At 45.1% G+C, this 24943-nt stretch carries 15 protein-coding genes and 1 pseudogene; 4 read left to right on the top strand and 12 right to left on the bottom strand.

Annotated elements, in window-relative coordinates; translation table 11 throughout:
- Positions 1 to 38 precede the first annotated feature (38 nt).
- On the top strand, positions 39 to 1385 hold the full coding sequence (locus AB4558_RS18265; RefSeq protein WP_017068035.1) for an ATP-binding protein: 1347 nt from the start codon (positions 39 to 41) through the stop codon (positions 1383 to 1385).
- Between the two features lie 77 nt (positions 1386 to 1462).
- On the opposite strand, the gene AB4558_RS18270 is transcribed toward AB4558_RS18265, so the two are convergent.
- Together AB4558_RS18270 and AB4558_RS18275 are read right to left on the bottom strand one after the other, a co-directional pair.
- Positions 1463 to 2770 carry an LssY C-terminal domain-containing protein gene (locus AB4558_RS18270; RefSeq protein WP_017070602.1) on the bottom strand — a complete coding sequence of 436 codons (1308 nt, stop codon included), beginning with the start codon at positions 2768 to 2770 and terminating at the stop codon, positions 1463 to 1465.
- A gap of 14 nt (positions 2771 to 2784) precedes the next feature.
- The gene (locus AB4558_RS18275) at positions 2785 to 3513 is read right to left on the bottom strand and encodes a glycosyltransferase (protein ID WP_017060374.1); all 729 of its coding nucleotides are present in this window, start codon (positions 3511 to 3513) and stop codon (positions 2785 to 2787) included.
- Positions 3514 to 3880: 367 nt separating this feature from the next.
- Here AB4558_RS18275 and rplY point away from each other — a divergent pair, with 367 nt between their 5' ends.
- On the top strand, positions 3881 to 4159 hold the full coding sequence (gene rplY / locus AB4558_RS18280; protein ID WP_048658383.1) for a 50S ribosomal protein L25: 279 nt from the start codon (positions 3881 to 3883) through the stop codon (positions 4157 to 4159).
- Between the two features lie 167 nt (positions 4160 to 4326).
- Here the strand turns inward: rplY and AB4558_RS18285 are convergent, their stop codons facing one another.
- The 7 genes and pseudogenes from AB4558_RS18285 to AB4558_RS18315 form a co-directional block, all read right to left on the bottom strand.
- Positions 4327 to 4719, bottom strand: coding sequence for an NUDIX hydrolase (locus tag AB4558_RS18285; RefSeq protein WP_017060354.1), 393 nt, complete (start codon positions 4717 to 4719; stop codon positions 4327 to 4329).
- 61 nt (positions 4720 to 4780) lie between these two features.
- Positions 4781 to 5542, bottom strand: a complete 762-nt coding sequence (locus AB4558_RS18290) for a nucleotidyltransferase domain-containing protein (RefSeq protein ID WP_372074192.1) — start codon at positions 5540 to 5542, stop codon at positions 4781 to 4783.
- A gap of 14 nt (positions 5543 to 5556) precedes the next feature.
- Positions 5557 to 6093, bottom strand: a complete 537-nt coding sequence (locus AB4558_RS18295) for a GNAT family N-acetyltransferase (protein ID WP_372058829.1) — start codon at positions 6091 to 6093, stop codon at positions 5557 to 5559.
- A 50-nt stretch (positions 6094 to 6143) separates the two neighbouring features.
- On the bottom strand, positions 6144 to 6539 hold the full coding sequence (locus AB4558_RS18300) for a DUF3465 domain-containing protein (RefSeq protein WP_372158973.1): 396 nt from the start codon (positions 6537 to 6539) through the stop codon (positions 6144 to 6146).
- A gap of 58 nt (positions 6540 to 6597) precedes the next feature.
- Complete coding sequence (locus AB4558_RS18305) at positions 6598 to 6849, bottom strand: TIGR03643 family protein (RefSeq protein ID WP_017091136.1); 252 nt, start codon at positions 6847 to 6849, stop codon at positions 6598 to 6600.
- A gap of 123 nt (positions 6850 to 6972) precedes the next feature.
- Positions 6973 to 7785: a hypothetical protein gene (locus AB4558_RS18310; protein ID WP_372158974.1), complete on the bottom strand. Its 813-nt coding sequence runs from the start codon at positions 7783 to 7785 to the stop codon at positions 6973 to 6975.
- Positions 7786 to 8003: 218 nt separating this feature from the next.
- Positions 8004 to 8449, bottom strand: a pseudogene (locus AB4558_RS18315) (hypothetical protein).
- Between the two features lie 528 nt (positions 8450 to 8977).
- On the opposite strand from AB4558_RS18315, the gene AB4558_RS18320 reads away from it, so the two are divergent.
- Positions 8978 to 9169, top strand: a complete 192-nt coding sequence (locus AB4558_RS18320) for a hypothetical protein (RefSeq protein WP_017065380.1) — start codon at positions 8978 to 8980, stop codon at positions 9167 to 9169.
- Positions 9170 to 9375: 206 nt separating this feature from the next.
- Entirely contained in the window at positions 9376 to 9795 is a 420-nt protein-coding gene (locus AB4558_RS18325) for a BLUF domain-containing protein (protein ID WP_017067227.1), read from the top strand.
- 106 nt (positions 9796 to 9901) lie between these two features.
- Here AB4558_RS18325 and AB4558_RS18330 read toward each other — a convergent pair whose 3' ends face one another.
- The 3 genes from AB4558_RS18330 to AB4558_RS18340 are packed head-to-tail and all read right to left on the bottom strand — an operon-like array spanning position 9902 to position 24850.
- Positions 9902 to 10852: an OmpA family protein gene (locus tag AB4558_RS18330; protein ID WP_371722140.1), complete on the bottom strand. Its 951-nt coding sequence runs from the start codon at positions 10850 to 10852 to the stop codon at positions 9902 to 9904.
- Between the two features lie 60 nt (positions 10853 to 10912).
- Complete coding sequence (locus AB4558_RS18335) at positions 10913 to 14428, bottom strand: hypothetical protein (RefSeq protein ID WP_372158976.1); 3516 nt, start codon at positions 14426 to 14428, stop codon at positions 10913 to 10915.
- Between the two features lie 27 nt (positions 14429 to 14455).
- Positions 14456 to 24850, bottom strand: coding sequence for a hypothetical protein (locus tag AB4558_RS18340; RefSeq protein ID WP_372158977.1), 10395 nt, complete (start codon positions 24848 to 24850; stop codon positions 14456 to 14458).
- Positions 24851 to 24943: the final 93 nt, after the last annotated feature.

Consider the following 24943-nt stretch of genomic DNA (forward strand, 5'->3'; position numbering starts at 1 on the left):
ACGATAAGTTACGATGAGCAAAGGCAGGTTGGAAATGCATGAATCTAAAGAAACGAACACTTAAAAACATCAGTTTAAAAAGCCGCTTGCTCCTTGCTGCGGCTTTTTGGCTAGGTGCGATGATATTAGCGGCTGGTGTCGGGATTCCGAAACTGGTTAACGACTACCTCGTCGATGACATGAAGCAGCAGCTTGGCTTAACCATGGATGAGTTAACCGCCAATATCGAAACCAATGACAGTGGTAACCTGATCATGGCAGAGCGTCTGTCTGATCCTAGGTTCAACCAGCCCTACAGTGGTATTTATTGGCGCGCCGCTACCCAAGAGCAGATCATTCGATCTCGCTCGCTATGGGATAAAGACCTCACCATCAAGCGTTCACCGATTCACACATCAGTCAAAGGGCCAGAGAAAGAAAAGCTGATTTACATCGAGCAAGATATCTACCTGCCTGAACTGAGCGACCCTGTCACGATCACCATTGGTATTGATGAAGATCCATTAGAATCCACACTGACAGAGCTTACTGGTCAAGTCTGGTTGATCCTAATGTTGCTGTTTGTTGGCGTGCTGATGTTGATCGGTATTCAAGTCAGTTGGTCGTTATTACCGCTCAGCAAGATGCAACGCGAACTGGTAATGCTAAGAAACGGCGAGCAACAAGGGTTAAGCGATAACTACCCGAAAGAGGTTTCTCCATTAGTCTCTGACCTCAATGCCCTGCTCTTTCACTATCAAGAGTTATTAGAACGAGCTCGTAACCACGCGGGTAACTTATCTCATGCGTTGAAAACACCGCTTTCAGTTCTAAAAAATGAGATAGAGCGACTTCCAGAGGATGACAAGGCACTGCTGCAACAGCCCATTCATCAGATTCAAAGCCAAATTGATTATCACCTTGGCCGCGCTCGTATGGCAGGTGCAATGAACATTCTTTCGGTGAAGTCTTCACCTTGTGAGCGTGTTGAAGCTATCTCAATGGCGTTTGATAAAGTCTACGCTGCCAATGAAGTCACCATGATTAACGAGCTAGACTCTGAGATTGAAGTGGCGGTAGAAAAAACCGACCTTGATGAAATGGTCGGCAACCTACTCGAGAACAGTTACAAGTGGGCTGGCAGCATTATTCGCGTCCATGCAAATGAACTCGACGATGGCAACATAGAGTTGGTGATTGAAGATGATGGCCAAGGCATTCCTGAAGAGAAGCTTGAGCAAGTGACCAAACGTGGCGTCCGACTTGATGAAACCACACCAGGAACAGGCTTAGGGCTTAATATCGTAAATGAAATGGCACACAGTTACCGAGGCAGCCTAACGCTCAGCAAGAGCTCAATGGGCGGCTTAAAAGCTTCTCTGGTGCTTAAAGTAAGTAAAGGCTGAACAAGCTAAGTAAAAGTTAAACACAATAAGCCCTAACGTAATGCTAGGGCTTAATTCTATCGACCTTATATACAACTCTATATATCGTTCACAGCAACATCCAAAGTTTGTGAATTATCACTAAGGGTCGTTGCTCCAATCGTTAATACCCGGCCATCAGTGTAATAGTCATGATCGTCATTGATCACTTCCACCGTTGCTAATGGGTACTTGTCTAACTCGATGTCTGGTAGTAACGTTCGTATCTGATTAGCAAGCCGATCTCGCTCTTCATCAACATTAGGGTCAATGTTATGAAGCACGGTCACAATGCCTGAGTAAGGCGTGACTTTAAGGCCATCATCATAGCTAATTGCGCCTAACCACTGAGGCTGGTTAGTTTTAATATCAACACCTGCACGCCACCAACGAATATGGCTGCGCTTCATCAGGTTACCCGGCAATTGAAAAGCCATATCTTGCGGCTTGTCTCGCCAATATAAATCAGACACTGGCGGCGTTTTTTCTCTAAGCAATGCGAGATAACCAACCCATTCAATCTCATTTCGAGAGAAGGTTTGATTCTCTATCCAGCCTAATTGCTTCATTAAGTCTCTTGGGGTTGCTCCAACATAAATTACGTTGATCGCTTGCGCCGAGTAGAACGAAGATTTACCGGGGAACGCTTTATAGGTAACCGAGTTCCAGTCGACTTTGTTTATTTGAGCCGTCTCTGGTTGATTCTGAAAGTCATCCGCTTTCCAGAAAAAGTGAGCGTAGTTCGCAAACAATACCCACGCCAACAACAGCGCACTAGACTTAAGTACTAAGCATCGCCACTTCATTCGGTAACCGATAATGGTGAAGACTAATACCGCGAACACACCAACGATCAAGCTATTATGCTCCGAGATAAATATCTTAAGGCTATTAAGCCACGGGAAGTTTTCAACGCCGTGCGCCAGTAACATGCCCCAAGCAATGAACTGCCCTCCACCAAGGGCCAAACCGATAAACGCCAACACACTAAAATTACGCCACGGTACACGATGCGAGCCAGCTATAAATGGCACAACCCAAGCGATAGGCCCTAATAAACGAGCAAAAAGAATGATGTATGTGCCTTTGCGAGCAACCAGATAGCGGCAGCGCGCAATTAATCTTTTGGTTTTAGGGCGAAACTTAATGAGCCTTCGTTGCACCTTAACACCGTATTTATAACCAATGAAATAACTGAGTTGATCACCAAGCAAACCACCTAGCATCACCAAAACCAACGCCATCCATGCACCTGAATACAGTTGAAAGCCCGCTGCGATAAAGAACGGCTCTCCCGGTACAAATAGGTTTGGGCCAATGAGAGCATCACCCAATGCTCCCAGAAACAACCCTAGTCCATCAAACATAACAACCTCAACGCTTACTGTTCTTTGTAGTGACCAAACTTGTAGTTCATTTCGTTGTTACGCATTTCGCCTTTAAAGAAGCGTCTTACATTGGCTTTAAGGTAAGTTGAACCCGTCTTCACAACACCATCTTGATCTAATCGACGTGGGTCAAAGCCAAAGGTCATATTTAGGAATCTAAATCGCCATGTTTTGCTCGCACGTTTTACGTAGTCACAATCTTCACACAGGACGATCTCTTCATCAAAACCGCCGATCTCATCATGCGCCCGTTTAGTCGAGAAAATACATGCGCCAATCGCCGTCGGGAAAAAGAACTGAGTAGTAAACAAGCCTGCGTTAAATAGCCCGTAACCAAACTTGTGTACAAGCGGCAAACCTTTCGAGCTCATGTACACACCCGCCACTTCAAGCTTCTTCTCTTCTAGTTCATAAAGCGCTTTCGCAAGGAAGTTTCGAGGCAAGCTCACGTCAGCATCTAAGAAAAGGATTCGGTTGTATTGCGCCAAAGCAGCCCCGGTGTTTCGACCAAGGCTAACACCGCGTTCTTGCATGTGGTGGACTGTCAGTTTTGGCAATGCACTTTCATAGGCTTGTGCGACTTCTCTGGTGTTATCTTCACTGTTCGAGTCGACAACAATCACTTCAAACTCTTGGTGGGTTTGCACGCTCAACTCTTCCATTAAGCGGCTAATGCGTTTCTCTTCGTTTAGCGTAATTACGACAATGCTTACCGGTTCCATATTTTCACCTATTCATTCTGCTGTTTAATTGACACTAAGATTAACGAACTAAGACTTAACCAAGTCTTAGGCAAACATTCATTTTCCGTTCATTAACTTGATGATTTAGCAGTGATATAAATAGATAAGGATTGCGATGTAAAAGGGAGTAAAATGCGCTAAACAAGCGTTAGCGAACGTTTTATCTCCAAACGAACCCATTATCGAAGGAAATTCACTTTGAGATGGGCTTCTGACTTGCTCATATTGGAATGTGATGTTAGTATCCGCGCTCGCTTAAGCATGAACTTTTATGTTTAAGCATTACCACACACTCAAGGTCGCATTGAGGTGTGAAGTTAATTTTTACTAATTTGAGAGTAAAACTATGAAATTTGAAGCAGTAGTACGTACTGAACTAGGTAAAGGTGCGAGCCGCCGCCTACGTCACGCTGGTAAATTCCCAGCTGTAATCTACGGTGGCGAAGCTGAAGCTGTAGCTATCGAACTTGTTCACGCTGAAGTGATCAACCAAATGGATAAGCCTGAATTCTACGAAGCAATCACTCTACTGATTGACGGCGCAGAAGTTAAGGTTAAGCCACAAGACGTTCAACGTCACGCGTTCAAGCCAAAAGTTGAGCACATGGACTTCATCCGTATCTAATTCCCTACCAAGGAATAAGATTGGATTAATCCAGCCTTCTGCATAGAAAAGATAATCGATCTTACCAGTCGAGAAATCTAGAAATTCGAAACCCCGATGCTACCAACATCGGGGTTTCACCGTTTTTGAGCCCTCAAAAACGTCCAAAACATCTTATCGAATCCAAACTAAAGATACCTACCCACGCGCTCTACTTCTTTCAAAGCAATACCATCGGCTGCTATACCAACAGGAGCTGAACCTAGTGAATACCACTTAACATCATCAGTCTCTTGAGCGGTGATATCTCCTTTCCAGTCACTCACGATAAAATAATGAATCAACTGAAGTTCCTTCGTAGGATGGTAAAGCGAACACAAGTATTGGTAATCAATCGGAACAACATTAAGCTCTTCATCAAGTTCACGAAACAGCGCCTGAACCTGGTTTTCACCGTGTTCAATATGGCCGCCAGGTATAGTGATTAAACCGGGATCGGTCTCCCTAGACTCACTACGCTTTTCTAGTAATACCTGCGATTCCTTCAGCATGATAAAAGAAACACACTCGTGGACATCCATCTAATTTTCCTAAAGCCGTTACAAAGGTAGTTAAGTTTGTTGTTCTAGCTTGTGTTAATGCTTAATTTACAACAAGCTTTTTACTCAGCCTTTCATACAATTCAAAAGCTTCTGTTTTAGATATCAAATTTCCGAGAGCGTATTGATGAGCTAGCTCAATATCGTCGCTTTGATTGGAGTAATAGCGCTTGGCGACTGCAGCACACTGGCTCAGGTTGGTGTACCAGCTGCCGTCTTGCTCAGCCACAAAGTAATACGCAACTCGAACCAACTTCTTTCCAATCACCTTAGCGACATCCGCATCAGTCATTGTTTTGAAACTCGAGGGCATTTGCTCAAGAAAAGTAGACAAGTCACCATTGAGAGCTTGAGCGATTTCAATGCTTGGTTTGTATAGTGGGAACTCATTAGATAAATCATTCCCCCAAACACAACAGCAGCAATGCTTGATCCAAAAGTGCCAGTGATACTTTTCCGTGGGTTGCAGAACATCCCGCAGGAAGCCAGGATCGATATCAAGCTTGGTCACTTGCGGATAGGTTTGGGGTATGGTGTCGGAAAGTAGGTTAAATACTTCCTTTTCTCTCTGACCAACAGGCGTAGCAAGTACGATAGAAACATCCAAATCAGAGCGACCAACAATGGCCGTTCCTCTAGGCACGCTTCCATACAAGTAGATACCATCAACTTGACCTGGAAGTTCTCTTAGCAGCGAATCAACGACTGCTGACACCACTTCTTGAAATTCAGGCGCAATGTTCTTTGGCGAATAAAGATTTTGAATGAACCCTTCTCTATCGAGCCCTCTATCTAGCTTCTGCATACCACTTTCCATCACTAAGCCTTTTTCCAATCAGAACGTAGAACCGCCAACACAACTGTATCCCACCATTGACCTTTGAAGAATCGATGAGCTTTAAAACACGCTTCTTGTTTCATTCCCAGTGACTTACATAATTTAATCGCAGCCAAGTTCTTGCTGATGGTTTCGGCGTAGATACGGTGTATGCCTAACTCTGAGAAACCAAAATCAGCGAGGGCTTCAGATGCTTCTATAGAAAGCCCTTTTCCCTGAGTTTCCCTCGATAAAGCACAGCCCATTGAAGCTTGTTTATCGCGTTCAAGACGTAAACAAACGGTTCCAATAAACTTCCCCGAATCTTTGCTTTCAACCGCTAGCTGATAGGACTGGCGTGGTACTTCCAAAGCCTGTGCAACAAACAGCTGAGTTAGCTCTCGATATTTGTTAGGTTCGCAATCACTTTCATCATAGAAACGCTGATACTTTGCGTCTTGAGAGATCGCAACAAAGGCACACTCGTCTTCGATACTCATATCTCGAAGAATCAACCTGTCAGTTTCCAGCTTAAACATCAAAATTCCTTTTTATCTTATAGCCTTGAAGGGAAAAGTCTCAGAGGTGTTTACTCGTATACTTTCCCGTTATGCTTCAACCAACCATGAGTGTGATGATTACGAGGGTCTTTGTGCGTCCAGTGCATTGCGCCACCTTTCTTGTTCCATTCATATTCACCATAAAATTCAACTCGATCGCCCTTTGCCAGTCCCTGAACACGAGGCGCTAAGTCAATATTATGTGCGACTAACAAGGTTTGTCCGCTATCGAGTCGCAAAATGAATTTCTGATGTCGAGAGCCTTTATTATCATCAGGAAGTACTCGATACACCGTACCCGATCCGCGCACCTGAACGTCGCTTTGGTGATTTTCGTAAGCTTGCTTAAGTCGCGTATCATTCGCTTGAACATGACTGATGCCGAAGCTAAGCAGCACTATAAGTAGAGCGAAAAATTGTTTCATTCCTTTCATTTCCCATATCTGTGTGTTGATTTGGGATACTGGTTGGGCATCCCCTCTTTTAACAATGCTTGTACTGAGTTGGACAATAACCTCTCGAAACGTCCGAACTGCGTAGTTTTACATGCTTGGTCGAGCGCCCAGAAACACGTGAGCGCCACAGCTTAAAACTGCCAAGCTTGAGATGGCTACGCATGAAACGAATCACTTGTGATTCATTTAAACCAAATTGGTGCTCTATTGCCTCAAATGGCGTTCGGTCTTCCCACGCCATTTCAATAATTCTTGATTCATTCTCTTTGGATAACATCATACATACTCTTCCTTAATAAACTGGGAGAAATACGCTCGTTCCAAATTTAAAGATCACAGGACAAACACTTTGAATTGAACGCGTTATAACGTTCGATAAAACAACAGGCTACCAGCTAGGCAATCATGGGGTTAAATAAGCTTGTGCGAACTCTCTAAGCACTCTCGCATTATTGTGATGTGCGTTATCTCCGCATTGCTGTCCGTTCACTCTAATTTCAGGGCTAGAGTAGACAGGAATAACATCTCGCTCATAAGACATCACTGTGCCTCTGTCAGCACAAATTGTACCGAAGGAATATTGAGGAGCTCTTGGATACGTTCCAGAAATGTAACTTTCTATACTATCAAAATCTTTCAATAACGTTTTATAGTCATGATTAGCACCACTTAAATGGCCAATTTCATGCTCCATTAAGTAATCAGGGCAGTTTATCGCTAAAGAAAAAAAGTAGGATACCGAAGAAGACATACCACAATAATCAGACTCAAAGCTAAAATTATAATTAGAAAATACTATCCCAGTAAAAATGGGGACGCCGTCTTCTGTTGTTTCTGGAATCGGTTCTTCCATCGAGAGTTTTAATAACCTCTCTGCTGCGCCCAAATCTTGAAACCAAAGGCTGTCGATTTCAGACGTATAAGTCACCTTAGTGACTTTTCTCGTCATTGGGACGCAGGAGTTTTTTAACACCAGATTCGAATAGCTTTCCCATGTCGCTATTTTAGAGGCTATAAATGCTTTGGAATATTCATCTAACACCGATTCATCAACATAAAGGTGGATTTCTGTATTCAAAACCTCGCTCTGTACACAAGTAGGAAACTCGATGCTTTGAGCATTGGAGAGTCGACTATTGCTCAACACTATAATCAAAACACAACCAACTAACTGGATGAGCCTTTTAAAAGAACTCTCACTGACTCGTGTATTCATTTCCACCCTCTCCCTATATTCAAAACCACAAAGAGCATCAAAAACGCCGTGACTTAAGATTCATATCAACCCCCATTACACATATAAGCATTGGCCTCTCAAAGTAACCTGCACTACCTGTGTTTTTCAGAAAATAAAAAGCTCGCCATACAATGACGAGCCTTGTTGATTATGGGAGCTTAACGCTTATAAGACCTTAACCTTAACAGATCTAGCCACTAAGACAGCTGATCGCGTAAAGCCAATTCAACGTTTTTCAATACTTTGAACTCTTCTCGAGTACAACCGCGCGCCACGGAAACCCAATGGTCGCCACGGAAACCCAATGGTCGCCAGTTTCATCGGCCCCTTTAAACTCTGCACGCAACTCATATCGTCGCCATGTAACAAACGCCAAAATAAAGGTCAGTGCAAGCATTGGTAAACCGAACTGAGGAACAAATGCCCAAGTCGCCGCCGAGAGGACTAAAGCCAACGAAACGATATTGATTGCGTTTTCTTTAAGACCCAATTGACGAATTTCTAACTGTTTGATTTTACGTAAGCTATACGCATCTTTTTTAACTCGGAGTTCATCAGAACCCACCAGAAAGTCTGATGCTTTGTATGACCTACGAAGTCGCACTAAATTCGCTAACCTGTTGCGTGTTTGGTTCTTATTCATCGCCTTTCTCCATGTTATTTAAAGGTTAGTAAAAACTAATATAATCATGAAGTTAATGAACGAATACTTGTTTTATAAATCAAACCAATATTAAAATCAAGCCTATGCAATTAATAACAATTATAACAACACCACTTAGCATATAAAATTCAAATAAAAAGAAGGCTTATTGAGGAGTCTACTCATCGTAAATCGATGTACTTTAGTTAAGTGAGATATAGGCCGATAATATTTCCAATAACCGACCAAACATACCAAACGGCGGGCATAATTCCTCCTGCTTTGTAACCACTTATTTCAACGCGATTTTTGCGACAAACTTCGTGTTCAAGGAATGCTGAACAGTGGTCACATAACGCTCCACTTGTCATAGGTCGCATAACTCCCTTGCCCACTATCCATCCGGCTTTTAAATACCTGAATCACTCAATTGAACATATCAATATAGCTTATCGATTAAGCAATTGATCTCATAATGTAGAGTCTGTACGCTTACACTATGCACACGGTTACCTAATGAAGACCACGATGAACGAACTACTGACATGCGGTATGGAACAGAAACAACGAACAACGGTGACGAGTTTATTCGCAAGAAATGGATTTAAGATCGCAACGACTGACTTTGATGATGTGACTTTCGAACGTGAAAATGTGTTGGTCAACGTTCGATTTGATTCCTCTTCTAACGTTGAATCGATTTCAACTCTAAACAACTAACGAGCTCACAAGCAGGTCGCTAAAATAATTGAATGGCCAACATTCGAGTCATTTTAGCGTATCTTGCAACCTGCCCTTTTCTACTTCATCCCCATCCTCTTCTCTTCCAAAAGCCACCGAGTGACAATTAAATCAATGACTCGCAATTCCATGAACTTGGCTTATATTTATTAATACCCTTTGTACAAAAATTCGAAATGATGCCTGTGTTCCTAACTCGGTTAATTTATGTCAGTACGCTCTGTGAAAGTTGCGATTCTCAGGCTTTGAACGACATTCTTCAGATTTCACACGACCGCAATAAGCAAAGCCATTTAACAGGCCTTCTAAGCCACAATGATAAGTATTTCCTGCAATGTATTGAAGGTTCGAGAACCGCAGTGAACCATACTTACAATCATATCTTGAATGACACGCGACACAAAAACGTCATGATTTTATATTTCAAAGAGATCGATTGTAGGCAGTTTGGTGATTGGTCTATGGGTGATATTCCACAATCTAGCCTAACTGAACTGGTTAATTTACAGTTTTCAACATCTGATCAATTTAACCCGTACGAAATGTCTGGCGAAAGTGCTTATCGAATGCTTTTAGAGTTAAAGCAAAATTTGCCATCTGAATAGATCTTCGACCCGACTTAATCCGTAGAGCGAGCAACAAAAAGCCCCAACGTATGGGGCTTTTTGCGTTTTATTGTAAAGGCAACTATTCGTTATTCTTCGGTGAACTCTAATCGCTCTCGCTGCTCACCGCTTCTTGTTCGCTGCCAGCAAGAGCTTGCTGTTCGGCGGTAATATCAGATTCTTTGAACACAATGAACGCGCGGCGGTTTAATGCATCGGCTTTTTCAGAGCGTTCATTAATCGCAGGCTGCAACTTACCAAATGACTTCACTTCCCAGATGAACTGCTTAGGGTCGAGTTTGGTTTTGAGGTATTCAACCACCGTTTCTGCGCGGCGCTCTGCCAGCTTTTCATTGTAAGAAAGTGAACCCGCTTGGTCGGTGTGCCCTGCCACCATTATGCTACCTTGCAGGCCGCTCAACTTAGTTGTGAAGTCATCTAACTGAGTTAGGTCTTCTTGCTTGAGTACTGACTTATCGAAATCGAAGTGCGGCGTCATTGCCATATAAACTTTACGTTCTGGTTTTGGCGGCTCACAGAAAGGCATCTCTTCGTACTTCTGAGCTTCTTCAAACACGATAAATGCACGGCGGTTCTCCGCTCGGTCTTTATCTGTCTTACCAAACAGAAGAGGTTGAGTCTCACCAAGATGTTTCACTTCCCAGTCATATTGCGTTGGGTCTAGTTGCCCTTTCAAATAATCTGCGACCGATTTAGCACGGCGCTGTGAAAGGCGCTCATTATATTCGAGAGAACCCTTGAAATCAGTATGGCCGACAATCGTGATGCGCCCTTTTAAGCCTCTGATCTCTTTAACAAAGGTATCTAAGTTGATCTTGTCGAGGTCGCGTAATTGATATTTATCAAACGCAAAATGCTCTGCGATGGCGATGTGCACCTCACGCTCTGGCGCCAAACACTCGCTTATTAAAAACTTAGACACATCGATGCCAGCAAACTTGTCTCGGTTCTCCTGACTCACATAGGTGTCGGTTGCACAGCCGGAAAGCAGCAAAGTACTCATCACTGCGCTTATTAGGAAAATAATTGTTTTCATCTTACTCTTAACTGTCACTTTGAATTCTCAACTCTTAACTTTCGACCCACTTGGGCAGGCTTAGATCTTACCGACTAAGTTAATAAACACGCCGGATGCGTCGTAGTCGTCATCATTGGTTAAGTCACTATCAAACGCAGAGAAGTTATAACCAATCCCCATTTTGAAGTTCTCGCCGATGTGCTTGTTCACCGAAACTAACGCACCGTGTTCTAGCTCATCGTTGAGTGTGTCTGTTTTCCAGTGGTATTCACCCGTCACATCCCACTCTTTCATCACGCGGTAAGAAGCACTTAATCCGTATAGGTCGATATCGCTTTTGACCAACTCATTCGAACCAGACGCTCGTTCAAAAGCTTGCTGTTTGTCTTTATGGGCGTACTTAGTACCGACGTCCCAGTGTTGGTCGATTGAATAGATCGCTTCAACTTCAATGATCTGGCTGGTTTCATCTTGATAATCCACATCGCGATCCAGTTGATCGAAATCTGCAATGTAGGTGTAGCGGCTCAGTAAGTTGAGTCGATCGTTGTAGATCGGACGATACGCTAGTCCACCGGTCGCTTCAGTGAATTGCGCCATGGTTTCGCCCGTTGTTTCACTTTCGGTGATGGAGTAGTTGTACTTGCCGAACAATGTGTACTCTTCCGTTAAGTGATGCGTGTAACGGTTGGTCGTCACGATTTGTTGCAGCTCTCGCTGAGCGATGTCAGGGTCGTCTTCACTCTTATCCACTCGATATTCAAATTTGTGGCTTAGGGTGATGTCATCTAGGTCAATTGAAGCATTGAAGCTGATGGACTCACGCTCTGTGGTGATGCTCTGGTCATCTTCAATTTCCCCAAGCTGATAACCGATCCCCATCTCGACATCTTCCGTCACGTCGTAACCAAAGCCGTACGAGTCGATACGGCCATGACCGTCGTTTTCATCAACAAACTGGTTCTCTTGGTAAAAATCGACACTGCTGGTGAGGTCTGCACGCTGACCAACAATCACGTTGTTTTGACCTTCGTAGTTATCATCTACATAAGTTACGTAGGTTGAGTGGTCATCGGTTACATCGTAAGTCACAGTCGCTTCTGCTACTTGGCCTCGGTCGCCATCGGTGTATTCGCCACCAAGAGACAAGTCTTCCAACACTTGGAATTCAGCACCAATCGACGCGCTGTCGTTTTCATCATAGTCATCCGACTGGTCGACGGTCTTTTGCCCTTTGACGTAAACGCTGTTCTCACTGTCCCACATGTATTCCAAACGCACACCCGCTAAGGTGGCATCACTGTGCTCGTCGTTTTGGTTAAGCTCTTCAGTTTGTTGCCCTGCCGCCGAAACCTTAATGTGCTCGGTGATTTTAACTTGAGTCTCAATCTCAATCGTTTCAGTATCTGTTTCTAGATTACCATCGACATCGCGCTCTTCATTGGTCGAGAAGCGAGAGAGAACCGCCAAGCGATCGGTAGCTTGTAAACGAAGTTCAGCACCGTAAGCTTCTTGTTCAAGGTCATCGCTGCTGCTCGCGTAGCTGTATCCCGCGTCTTTGTCTCGGTACCAAAGCTTAAGGTCATTGCCAACGGCACCAAAGATGGTTGGAGCAAGATCGTAAAGGCTAGTCACAGCCGTTATTTGGATACTGTCACCCTCGCGATCTTCTAACGTATCGCCAATGGGCGTAAAGGTTAAACCACCATCGGTAGAGACGAAATTCGACTCGGTTTGCCTGCCTTCACTGTGTGCAAACTCAGCCTTAATGTAGGTACCTTCTGTTGCACGCAACGTTAAGTCCGTTCCATAAGACTCGTAATCTTGATTGTCCTTTTCTTGAGTCGCATACGTCACGCCAACACCAACGTAATCGTTGATCCAACCTTTAGCACGACCACCGTAAGACATCGCATCTAATGAATCTGAACCTTGTGGGACGTACTCATAGTCGACAACCAGAAAGTTTTCGTAATCATCGCCGTTTTCAATCACGCTGCCAAAGCTGTCGGATAGAATGTTATCGAGTGGCTTGGTCAAAATAATGCGACCTTGGTACGGGTCAAAGTCATAGTCGACGCCCGGCTCAAGTGGGATTTCATTCTGCACTAAGCCAGATTCATCTTTTACTTTGACGTAAACTTTGTCACTTCCCGGTACCGCTTCACCATGACGAAGGAAGTACAGAGAGCCGCCTGTGCCCAAGAACTCATCGTGTGCATACAACGAATCTGCTTCTGCGGTAAAACCGACCACGTTCAAGCGATCTTCACCATATTGTGTAGTATCGCGAGTACGATAGTCAGCTTTGAAACCATAGAGGCTACGGTTGTAATCGTTGTTCTCGGTGCCTGTTAAACCCGTGTTGTAGTTACCCCACAAGTATTGAGACTTATCGTATTCCACATTGAGGTAAACCTTGCCCTTGGTGTTGACCACTTTTTCGATGTTTGAGCTATCGCCATAGTTGCCGTAATAAAGCTCATCGTCGTCTTCGAGGATATCAAACACATCCGAATCGTCGGAGGCGAACGGATGTTTGAACATGTCTTTGATTTCACTTTCTCGCGTATCAAAGTGAGTCGTTACACGAAGTTTGTCGCCAAATTTACCCTGACCAAAGTACGCTAAACGACCTTGGTTATAGATGTCATCTTGGTACTGGTCATCCACACTTAATGCATCGCTATTACCAGACACATTGTTCTTACCAACATAAAGATCAGCCAAGCCGGTTTGTGCGTAGTAAGTATCTGGAATACGAACGTACAGCTTGTAACGGCGTTCATCACCGTTATCAAACACAACCTTGGTTGGGAAAATGTAGGAGTCTGTAGGTAAGTACTGCTCTGCGTATAAGTTGCCATCTTCGACATCAAATTCATCTTCACCGATGATGACTTTATCTACGCCCTTTAAGCCGGTGCCGATAAATTTCGCTAAGCCCGCATTGGTCGGGATGTTGTGACGCATCAACTTAGCTTGGCCGTAGCTTTTATCTTTGCTCTCTTCATCGTCGTTATCGTTTCGGTCGATATCGACTTCAGAGTCCGGCTTGACTAAGTCAGTCACACCAACGGTGGTCACATCCATGTTGCCATCTTTGTCCCACGCTTTTAGGCGGAACATCAGCTGCTCACCGACCTCAAACTGATAATCAACATCAGTTTGACCATCCCAATTGATGTCAGAGTCGTTCGCCAGTTTATCGCCTTCAAGCACAGCGATTGGCTCAGACAGACCAAAGTCACCCACTCGGTACACTTCCAACTGGTACTTTTTGATGTAGTAACCGTAGTTGGTGGTAATGGTGAAACCGACGCTGTCACGCAGTGTGCCTTGTTCGACTTCTAATTCATCGCTGACACTGACATCTAATACTGGGTCAAAGCGAGTGATGTCACGGCTTGCCCAAATAGCGCCTTGCTCTAAGTAAATACGCGAGCTGTCTTGGTCTTGGTTCGGCTTGGTGATTTCAATGCCAGTCGTCTCAGAACCGAGTTTTTCAAGCTTACCTGTGTCTTTCGCTACCGCCATCACAGGAATGGCCGTTAACACACACGTCGCTAAACGAGACTTACTAAATACTTTCATACAATTTCCAGTTACGGTTCCAATGGCTTACTTCTGTTCACTTTGTTGGTCTTTGCGATGAACGCTAAAGTTGAACTTGGTGAGCTTGTTCGGGGTAATTCGCAACACTTTTGGGTTTTCGCTCACCACTTCCATGGAGGTGGAGAGCGAATCAGTGTCCAACTTCACGAGGAAGTTCTTACCTTTCTTATTGAGTACCCATTGGTCGGGCACGTGGTAACGACCGTACTGGTCTGTGTAAATAACGATTCCCTCAACCGTCATCAACTTAACGCCCGGAATACCATCTTCGTAAATACCTTTGTTCTCGATAACGATTTCCCACAGGTAATCCTCGCCATCGCGATACAGGTTTCTGGTTACGTTGAGGTTTTCCGCGCTCAGTCCCTTTTTCTTGTCCGATTCATGCTTAAACTGAATCTGACCTTGTGCGTCGAACTCGATACGAGAGCCCGCATCGGTTGTGACGTAGAAATCAAAGCTTTGCTGTGTGCGAGTTTTAAATTGAATCACCACTTTGCTGGTTTCTGGCAGTGTTCGGTTCACTGAATGTCCCCAAAGGTCACCAAGCTCCAAACCTTGTTCAAGTGCAGTGGTTATCGCACCATCTTGAATAGCAACGTCTTGACCATCACGAATGATGTGCGTCGAATCAGCGATGTAGCCTTGTGTTGATAAGTTCGCAGTTAGCTCAACATCAAACGCGGTTGCATCAGCTTGGAATCCATCTTTGTTATGATCTTCAAAAACTTTACCGATGATCGATGAGGTATCGAACACCTTGTCCGGCTCAATGGTCACTTTGGCGGTGTCTTCATTAGAAACAGCCGAGCCATCAACCTTCGCTACTGCGGTGTTGATGTAATCACCAAAAGTGGCACCTACCGAGACACGCAATAAGTAACGAATACGCAGCTTCTCGCCCGGATCAAAGTTCAACGATGTGAACATTAACTTGCCCGTATCTGATGGATCTTGAGAGATAACCTGATCGTCTTCCGTACCGAACTCACCATCAATGCCGCTTAGCACAACTTCTGATGTATCCACGATGTATTTCAGACCACCTGGGTAACGGTCTTCCACAGTCACGTTCTTAAAGTAAGATTCATTGTTGTTCTCAACGATGATCTCGTACTCAACCGCATCACCCACTTGCGCGGTATCTTGCAACGCAGACTTGGTCAGCTCCAACTCTCCAGAATTATCAGGAATCTTCTTGATATGAGTAGTTACACTGTCGCTGGTTTCAGTACCGTCAGATTCAGTCGCCGTGAAGGTATTGGTAATGTCGTCATCCAAGCCCTTACCTAGCGTACCCACGATCTCAAACGCGTAAGCATTTCGTTTGTTGGATTTCAGGTTAACGGTAGTGTCTAGGTCTTTGCTCGACGGGAAAGTAAGACGCTGAATAACCGCGCCCGAATCGTCGACTTCCACACCTTCAATTGTCCAATCGGTAAAGACTTTATTACCTGTGCTGTTTTGTAGTCCACTGATCTCATCGGTTAGACGAACATTAGCCGCGTTACCTTGACCGTTGTTGGTCACGGCTAAGTAATAAGTGACACTGTCGTCATCTTCGGTGTATTCAGGCTTATCAGAACGTTTTTCAACAACCAGATCAGCACCCACTGGCGGCAAATCCAAAGCAGATACTTGATCTGCCACTGCCTGCATCGAGGTTTCAGAGGCCAACATGCCTTTAGAACGAGCGCGCATCGCTGGGCTACCAGTTAAGTCGAGGTAGTATCCAAGCACATCGATATTAGTCAGCATGTCTTCGTTGACCGTCAATGTGAACGTGTAATCAATCTTGCCGCCCGGCGATATGTCGACCAAGGTGAACAGGTCTTTGTCGTCATCAAAGGTGCCAGGTTGAGTTTCAGCCCCTTCTGATGTTGCCGTTAGTGTCCATTCATCAAACGCATTACTAAAATTACCATCAATATGATCACCCATGGATTCAGAGAACTGGGTGTAAAGCGCGACATCTTTGGCTATACCTCGGCCTATGTTTTGCACCACTAAGTGATACTCAACCTGCTCTCCCGGCACGTAATACGGGGCATCGGTAAACAGCTCAGCTTGAACCACAGCCGCAACTGTTTGAACTGGAGGACTGATAACATCGCCGCCATCTACTTGCGCAGTATTAATGATGTGTCCGGTCGCGGTATCGACTACGGTGCCTTTTGAGCGGAACACAACTGTGCCGTGCGGTGCAATATCCACACTGTACTCAATCGGGCTAATTTGCTCCGTCGTCGTTCCTACCGTGGTTGACTCAACAACCAAAGAAGTGGTTCCAGCAACAAAAGCAGGCCCAGTGGTACCATCGTAATAGCCCACCTCTATCGTGCTCATGTCATCGACAACACTTAAATCGCTGATGTAGTTGTTAGAGGTGTTTTCAATGGTAATCAAGAATTCCAGCTCACCACCCGGCTCATACTCGGTTTGTACGTTAGTTTTCGTCGCAACAAACTCAGAGTCTTTCGGTGTCATGACTACCGTTGAGTCTTGTGGTGTTCCGTTATAAGTGATGGTTGCCGTGTTACTGATATCGCCAATCGCCGTCGTACGAATCAACGCCTTAACATGGAATGTCACGGTACTTTGTGGCGCCACATCCATACTCACATCGATATCTTCACTCAAGTCGAACGTCTTGGGAGTGACAACAGAGCGATCATCCGAGGCGTCAAAGCTCACTTCCCATAGTAGGAATGCCGACTCTTGTTTATCCGCGGTCGTGTCGACTTGAATGTCACTGATGATGTCTTGAAGTTGAACACCAGATGCAAACGCATCAGAGCTGTTGGTTACGGTGATGTCGTAGTTAATCAGCTTGGTTACTTCATACGATGGCGTATCAACCGTCTTCTTGACCGAAACCGTCGCCAACACTGGTGTACTGGTAGCACTGTCATCAAATGTTGTGCCGTCAAAGGTCGCTGATGCGATGTTAGTAATATCGCCTGTCGCCAACGGATTAGTCGCAACTTGAATAGTGAAAACAATACTGTCTTGAGGCGCAATATCGAGCGTCTCATGAAGGTCTTCACCACGGGTTGCATCCGGTACTGGGGTTTCACCGGTTGTCGATACCGCCGATATTTGGATTGAAGCAGGGTCAAAAGCTTGTTCAGTCGTACCACCTGCAATCGTGGTTTCAACCGACTTCAGCGCATCTTCAATAGCAACATCTTCAGCCCAACCTAAGCCGTTATTCTTAACGGTCACGGTGTACTGAAGTGTTTCTCCCGGAAGGTACTCTGCTTTATCGACATCTTTAGTGATCTCAACTTGCGCATCTTCTGGAATGTAGGTCGCGTCTGCAGAGTGCTCACCGTCGTCGCTATCAACTTTAACGACGTTAGTGATCTCGCCTTTGGCCTTATCATTAACAGTGTTGGTCACGACAAATGAATAACTGTCACCCGGGTGAATGCTGTAAGTCGCACTATAACCCTGTGCGTTATTAACCACATCTTTGCGAGCGTTCAGGGCTGGATCGCCACTGCCATCAAGCTGTTCGTCGCTAATGATCCAATTACCTGTCAACGCTTGCTCTTGATCTGGGCTGTTAGCCACCTCTGTCATGATGGTATCGATGCGATCCGTCAGGACTTGATCGACAAGGTAACCTTCACCTGTGTTAGCCACGGTGATCTTGTATGAGATAGGTTGACCCGGTTGATACTTAGCATCAGGTTCTGCAATTGGCGTCGTTTCTTTGGTTAGAACCAATTGACCCGACTTCGGAGTGATAAAGCCTTCTCGTAAGCGAGCGATCTTCGAATCGTCCAAACCATGTCGTAGATAAGCCGTATTGGTAAAGCGCCCAATCGCGTCATCTCGTACCTTGCCTTGGACGTGAATACGGACAACTGTGTACTTATCGCCGCCACCCGTACCGGCATCGTCACGCCCTGCCATCTTGATCGATTCGACAGGTAAATCGATGTCTGGACTGTTTTGACCAACTAGCTTATCAAGCTCTGAGAAGTCATTAGCGTTGAGATCTGACGGCGCCGAGTTATAAAGCACATCATAATCAACCGTCCATTCTGTCAATGCCGTTTTCATTGAACCATCGACGATTTCGACTTCAAAGCCGCTGATGATGTCACGAATCGAAAACAGGCCAGAATCCACATCGTCATTGGTGATGTCGATGTAGTAATTCACTGTTCCACCAGGTACGTACGTAGGTGTATCTGTCCACTTATCAACTAGAATGTTCGAGCGGCCAGGGTTGAGGACAATATCGTTGGTGTTATCGCCATTCACTTGTGCTGTATTGGTGATGGTACCTGTCGCTGACGTAGAAACTCTGCCTTTCACGTCAAACACAATACGCTCACCAGGACGAAGATCGACAGTTGCATTCAATGGTACGCTGCCGTTGTAGTTACCTTGCACGTCGTAAGTGCCAACAGGTTCAACCGCAATAGCCGTTGTCCAACTAGAGAACGCATCATCGCCATCTTCGGTTTTGATGGTGTGAATCGCATCGATAACACTCACGTCATTTGCGATGCTATCGCCAGTGTTCTCTAACGTAACTTGATACTCAACATCACCACGTGGTGCGTAAGTACAACCGATGCCATCGTTGGAAGGAACAGAACACCCTGCCGATTCACCATCGGTATACACCAAGGTTTTGAAGTAATCGAGCTCGGCATCTTTAGGGGGGATCACTTGCGACGTTGCAGAGCCACTTCCTGCGGTCACTTGGTTCGCATCAATCGTGCCCAAAGCGTCGTCACGAACGACACCGGTTAAGTTAAAGGTCAGCCCTTCTCCCGCGGCAATATCGGTATCAATATCAAGGTTGCCGCTGGTGTTGTAGCTTGGTACATAAGTATCAGCGTTGGCATCAATACCATTGCTGACTTCATGGGTGATATCGCCAGAAACAAAAGCGGATTCCGTTTTACCGCCAATCACTTCGACTTGAATGTCTGTGATTGTGTCTTTGATCTGAATATCATTCGCCCAACCGTTTTCAGTGTTAGTGACCACAAATTCATACTCAACTTCGTCACCCGGCAGATAGGTATCCCCATCATTGAACGGGTTGCCGTTAATCGACACCACGCGTTTTTCAACACTGATATTATTTCCTAGTGGCATTAGAGTCGCAGTACGAACCTTACCGTCATAATTCGCTTTGTTTTGAATATCGCCCAATGCATCTTCACGAATTTGAGCATGAATAGTGAACGTTAGGCTTTCTTGAGGCGCGATAACAATGTCGTTATCAATATCGATGTTATTGCCCGGTACAAAGTCAATCGCGTCGGTAATAGAGCCTGTCGCAACCGTTTTATCTAGGCTAACTTCCCAGCCAGCCAGGAACGGTTGTCCAACAGGATCACCACCTGTTGTGGTGCTGTCTTCTGCAATACGAGTTTGAATTTCCGAAATCGCATCTTCTAGGCGAGAACCATATTCAATACCATCACCCGCATTCTTAATCTCAACGCGGTAATAAACCTCACTCTCACCAGAAGCTTGAGAATATTCAGTTTTTTGCGAAGAGAAGCCTGCATCATAAAACGCTTTTTTAGAGAACGTGACTTCAGGATCTGCCATCGTTGATGGTGGCGATACCGCGATCAACTCATTGCCATTGTCTTCGTCGATGAAAGCTTTGTTGGTAAAAGAACCAACCGCTTTCGGACTGATCTTGGCTTTTATGACATAGCGGACAAACGCTGACGATGCAGCTCGGCCAAAGTTGTCTGCCGAGATATCGAAGTGAGTATCAATCGGCTTATTGTCTTGGATTGAGTTATCAACATCTGGGTTGGAAATACCTGAGCTATCAGTGAATGTTTCAATCGTCCAGCTATCAAATGCAGGGCCACGCGTTCCATCAAAGTATTGAGTGTTAATTTGGTCGATGTCATCACGCAAGCTCATATCATCAACGTGGGCGCTCGCAATGTTCTCAATTAAAATTTCATATTCAACATAACCACCTGGCATGTAGTTAGTTGCGCCAACCAGTTCGTTTTCATCCGTGTCGTAATACGCCAGAATGTTCTTTTCAAAATCAACTTTACGAGCTTCTTGCTGAATATCATGAGAAATGGTGTCGCCATCAACGGTTAGAACGTTAACAACATCGCCATTGGCTTTGTCATTGATGGTCGCGACAACTTGGTACTCAAGCTTAGCGCCCATCGGAATATCGGCTTCAACATTTAAGTTACTGTTGGTTGATGTGTAAACATTGCCAGCACCTGCGCCCGCATCCACATACTCAGAATCGGTTCCAGTTGCGATCGATGTGATGGTCCAATCTGAATACGCTGGTCCTGTATTACCATCCACTAAGCTGACCGTAATATCTTCGAGGTTATCGACGATTGGAATATCGTGAGCATTACCTTTGCCGTCATTCTCAATCACTAAGTGATAGGTCACGGTTTGAGCGGGCTCGTACACCGCTTCATCAGTCGTTTTATCAAAATCTAAATGGTAGTCATCGGGAATCACGACGGTATCTCGATAATGAATATCACCGACCGCATCCGGTCTTACGGTACCTGTTACTGTGTAAGTCACGTCTTCGCCAGCATCGATATCAATCGAGGTTACGATGTCAGTGTCGTTCGCAACATCACCGTCTTTGGTACCATCTGTTGTACCCGCGTTCGCAGGATCGCTCTTAGCAACCGCCACCGTAAACTTGTTTGAACCTACCGAATCATCGAAAAATGGATTACCTGAATTGCCATCTTGTAGCTCCACTGATATGTCATTAATCAGTTCGTTAACGTCTACGTTGTTTCGATAACCATGTCCATCTTGAGAGTTGTACCTAATGGTATAAGTCAACTCATCTCCCGGAGAGTAGCGGTTAATGTTAGTAGTGCGAACAACGCCGCCGTTATTATGTACCTGATGGTTTTCAGCCACGGCACGTTTGGCATACTCACAATCGTCAGTACAACCGGCATTATCATCATGAATCAGCACGGCTTCGTTGCGGATTATGCCGCCGTCTCTGTCCGCTACACCGTTAGATACCGCATTGTCTTTGACATGCGCCTTAATACGCACCGTGACAAAGTCTTTGGCCGGAATTGAAACTGGGAACTCCACATCTTCAGTCGTTTGAGGGCCGAAACCAGAGCCAGTATCAACAGACCAATAGTCAAACGGGTTTTGATTAAGAACATCTTCTACTTCACCATCTTTATCATTCGCTAGCGTAGTAGTGATCTCACTCAGGCGATCCATGAAGATAAGATCGGTCTCATCAGTGTCGCTGTTATTGCCAATAACGATGGTGTAGGTGAGATCTTCACCCGGCGTGTAGCGGACAACATCGGTCGTTTTGGCTAATGAAACATTGATGTCATAGGTACTGTGTGAGTTATCTATTTGAGCGGAAGAGCTGTGGTCACGGTCTGTAATAGGATCGTAAACATCAACACGGTTCGATACTTGTTCTTCTTCATAGTCAGACTTAACAATGCCGCTCACCTCATAGTGAACCCACCCTCCGGGAGTGATATCAACGTCGGTATCGATGTCAGTGTCGTTAGCAATGTCACCGTAACGAGAACCCGGTTTATCTGTGTTGGTCGAACCTACAATTGTCCAACTATTAAAGAAGTTAAGCGCTGAAATACTATCTTGTACCGTTGCGTCATTTGCATAGCCAACACCGCGGTTATAGATATAAATATCGAACGTAGCGCGCTCACCTACAACAAAGTCGGTATTTTGAGCGGTCTTAGCGACTACAAGATTCGGCTCGCTAGGATAGGTACGTACCGTATCCGATAGATTAGTATCTGGTCCCGTCACTGTTGCGGTATTGGTGAATGCTCCCCAAAGAATCTCACTGTCGACACTGCGATCGAGTGTCCCAACAATGGTATAAGTAATCGTCGCACCTGGCGGGATCTGAGCGGTGGCATCCAGATCATTGTTATCCGAGAACGATCCAGGGTCAGTCACGGCTTTCACCCACGGGGAGTCTGCCTCTCTTTCTGCACTGATCGTCCACGAAGAGAACACGGGCTTGGTTTCACCCGGCTCGTGAAGTAACTCTGCTTCTATGGTACTGATTTCATCTTTAACATTGATGTTAGAGGCGAAACCGTTCCCTGCTGGGTTGGTAATGCTGATCGTATAAGTGACAGTATTGGTGGTGTCGGTATACGCGTTTTGTTCGTCATGACCATCAACACGCTTATCCAATACTAAGTAGTAATCTCGTGGGTATGAGCCTCTATCGGAATAAAGTACGCTGTCAACCGTCACTTCATTACGGATTTCATCATCGGCAATGGGGTTTACGATCGCGGCAATGCTATAAACGATCTTATCGTGTGGAGCTAGCTTTGCCTTCACATCTAAGATCTTTTGATTCTTCTGATTACCTTCTATGTCATCAGTAAAGCCGGGATCACTGTTTGTCGAAATTGAGCCGTCAGAGGCATAAGATTTCGCAGTAATAATCCAGCTCAAATACGCTTTAGTCGGTGTATCATTAATAGACTGAGTCATGACAGAGACTAAATCATCATAAACCGGTATATCAATCGCATAGCCGTCACCGTTATTCTCTACCGTGATGTCGTAGTTCAGGGTACCGCCAGCTGAGTAGTAACGAGAATCCACTTCCTTTTGGACCTTTAATTTCGAGTTTGGCATTTGGACGCCAGAACCCGACTCGCCTAAGTTATCCCCTAAGCACAAGCCGGCATCGGTACCATCATCAACAATCTGCCCCACACTGGTATCTGCCACTTTTGCGGTCAGCTTATAATGAACGAAGCCCTCAGGTGCGAGGTCGACTTTCAAATTGATGTCGTTTGTTGTCCAAGTATTGTAATTAAATGAACCATAATTCGATCCTTCACCACTTCTATCAGCGACTTCAAGCTTCCACTCGGAAAATGCTGAAGCATTAGAGCCATCCGCTTGCTCTGTCACGATACAAGCAAATTTATCGACAACTTCGATATCGTTGGCGAAGAACTCTGTGTCCTTGTTAGAAATAACAATGTCATAGACCACTTCGTTATCACCGACTATCCCCGGAACATAAGTCGTATCTGTGGTGTTCTTATTACGTGTAATTTGACTTGATGACGTCGTCAGAACGCCTTTCGAATCAAGAATATTAGCCAAAGCATCGCCAGAATCTGCGAGGCCATCAGCATCAACCACTCGGGCTGCAACTTGGGGAATTTGACCAATAGACACAGGGCTAACGTCCACTACAACGGAATAAACAATCTGCTCACCGGGATAGATAGACACTTTGTCTTCTAGTGACTTGTTGGACTCCTTTCCAGATACATTGAGTTCAGAAAGGCTATTAGAACCGATCGAGGTCACTTCATTGGTCCAAAAATCGTAAGGGTTACCAACCGTGTCAGTTGCGTTCTTTTCGTTGCTGACATCGTTGCCTAGATCGGTTTCAAGATCCGCAAGAAACTGCTGAACCGAATAATGGTACGCGATACCAGTGTTTGCTTGGTTAGCAACCGTGACCGTATAGGAAAACTCATCGTCGACTAGGTAGTTATCCGATTGGTTCAAGGTATGTGTCAGGGTGATACTAGGCTCAGTGGGTGGAGTGATAACCTCATCAACTGTGACCAAGTCATCGCGTGTTTCAGCGGTTATACCGTCATTAACAATGTCGCCGACTAAATTGTCGGCAACGGTCGCTTGAATTTCGTAAGTCACTGACCCACCTATATCAATCGACGCAGCACTTACTGATAAGTCCCCTGATTCGGCGAAGGTGCCTGGATCGCTTTTGCTGCCTTCAACCTTGCTTACTGAGTTAACGTTGTCAGTAAAGGCTTGTTGCAAAGCCCCTTCAATATTGAGTGCCTTTATGTCTGAAATGACATCTTGAACGTCGATCGTCTGAATAAACGTATCGCCAGTGTTCGAAACCTTAATCTTGTAGGTGAGTTTGTTATTGAGTTGATAGTTCGTCTTATCGACTGAAACAACAACATCATGTTGGTACACACCACGCTGAATGGATTCTGTATTTGATTCAACAGCATCCAATAGTCCAGTGCTCGCACTTGCGACGTTATCAATCGTACCGGCTGCGTCAGCAGAAACGGTGGCGACCATGGTGTAGGTCACCGACCCACCAGCCGCAATACGCACACCTGATGCATCTAAGTTTCCGAAGCGACTGTAATCACCTGGAGATGACAGGAAGGAGGATTGCGCTTGAGTCGAGACTTGCGAGAACGCGCTGACATTATTCCCTTGGTCATCTGTCGTTAAGATATTTAACAGCTCATCTTTAACGTCCAACTCAGCGATAGCTTTATCCGACTCATTCGTTAAAACAAGCGTATAAGCCACCTCTTGGTCGTTGTCGTAAGACACGCTGTCAATAGACAGATCCATAACAAGACCCGTTGTATCCGCATAGGAGGCAAATGGAAACAATAGAATGGATAAGAAAAAGGCAAGATTGTATCTGAACATTAACGCGCACTT

This window comes from Vibrio sp. 10N.222.51.C5 (assembly GCF_041474575.1).
GTDB classification, from domain to species: domain Bacteria; phylum Pseudomonadota; class Gammaproteobacteria; order Enterobacterales; family Vibrionaceae; genus Vibrio; species Vibrio crassostreae_C.

Bases quoted from the DNA above. Each gene is read 5' to 3' on its own strand.
- AB4558_RS18265 (WP_017068035.1), top strand. From the start codon at position 39: ATGAATCTAAAGAAACGAACACTTAAAAACATCAGTTTAAAAAGCCGC.
- AB4558_RS18270 (WP_017070602.1), bottom strand. From the start codon at position 2,770: ATGTTTGATGGACTAGGGTTGTTTCTGGGAGCATTGGGTGATGCTCTC.
- AB4558_RS18275 (WP_017060374.1), bottom strand. From the start codon at position 3,513: ATGGAACCGGTAAGCATTGTCGTAATTACGCTAAACGAAGAGAAACGC.
- rplY (WP_048658383.1), top strand. From the start codon at position 3,881: ATGAAATTTGAAGCAGTAGTACGTACTGAACTAGGTAAAGGTGCGAGC.
- AB4558_RS18285 (WP_017060354.1), bottom strand. From the start codon at position 4,719: ATGGATGTCCACGAGTGTGTTTCTTTTATCATGCTGAAGGAATCGCAG.
- AB4558_RS18290 (WP_372074192.1), bottom strand. From the start codon at position 5,542: ATGCAGAAGCTAGATAGAGGGCTCGATAGAGAAGGGTTCATTCAAAAT.
- AB4558_RS18295 (WP_372058829.1), bottom strand. From the start codon at position 6,093: ATGTTTAAGCTGGAAACTGACAGGTTGATTCTTCGAGATATGAGTATC.
- AB4558_RS18300 (WP_372158973.1), bottom strand. From the start codon at position 6,539: ATGAAACAATTTTTCGCTCTACTTATAGTGCTGCTTAGCTTCGGCATC.
- AB4558_RS18305 (WP_017091136.1), bottom strand. From the start codon at position 6,849: ATGATGTTATCCAAAGAGAATGAATCAAGAATTATTGAAATGGCGTGG.
- AB4558_RS18310 (WP_372158974.1), bottom strand. From the start codon at position 7,785: ATGAATACACGAGTCAGTGAGAGTTCTTTTAAAAGGCTCATCCAGTTA.
- AB4558_RS18320 (WP_017065380.1), top strand. From the start codon at position 8,978: ATGAACGAACTACTGACATGCGGTATGGAACAGAAACAACGAACAACG.
- AB4558_RS18330 (WP_371722140.1), bottom strand. From the start codon at position 10,852: ATGAAAACAATTATTTTCCTAATAAGCGCAGTGATGAGTACTTTGCTG.
- AB4558_RS18335 (WP_372158976.1), bottom strand. From the start codon at position 14,428: ATGAAAGTATTTAGTAAGTCTCGTTTAGCGACGTGTGTGTTAACGGCC.
- AB4558_RS18340 (WP_372158977.1), bottom strand. From the start codon at position 24,850: ATGGATCTGTCTATTGACAGCGTGTCTTACGACAACGACCAAGAGGTG.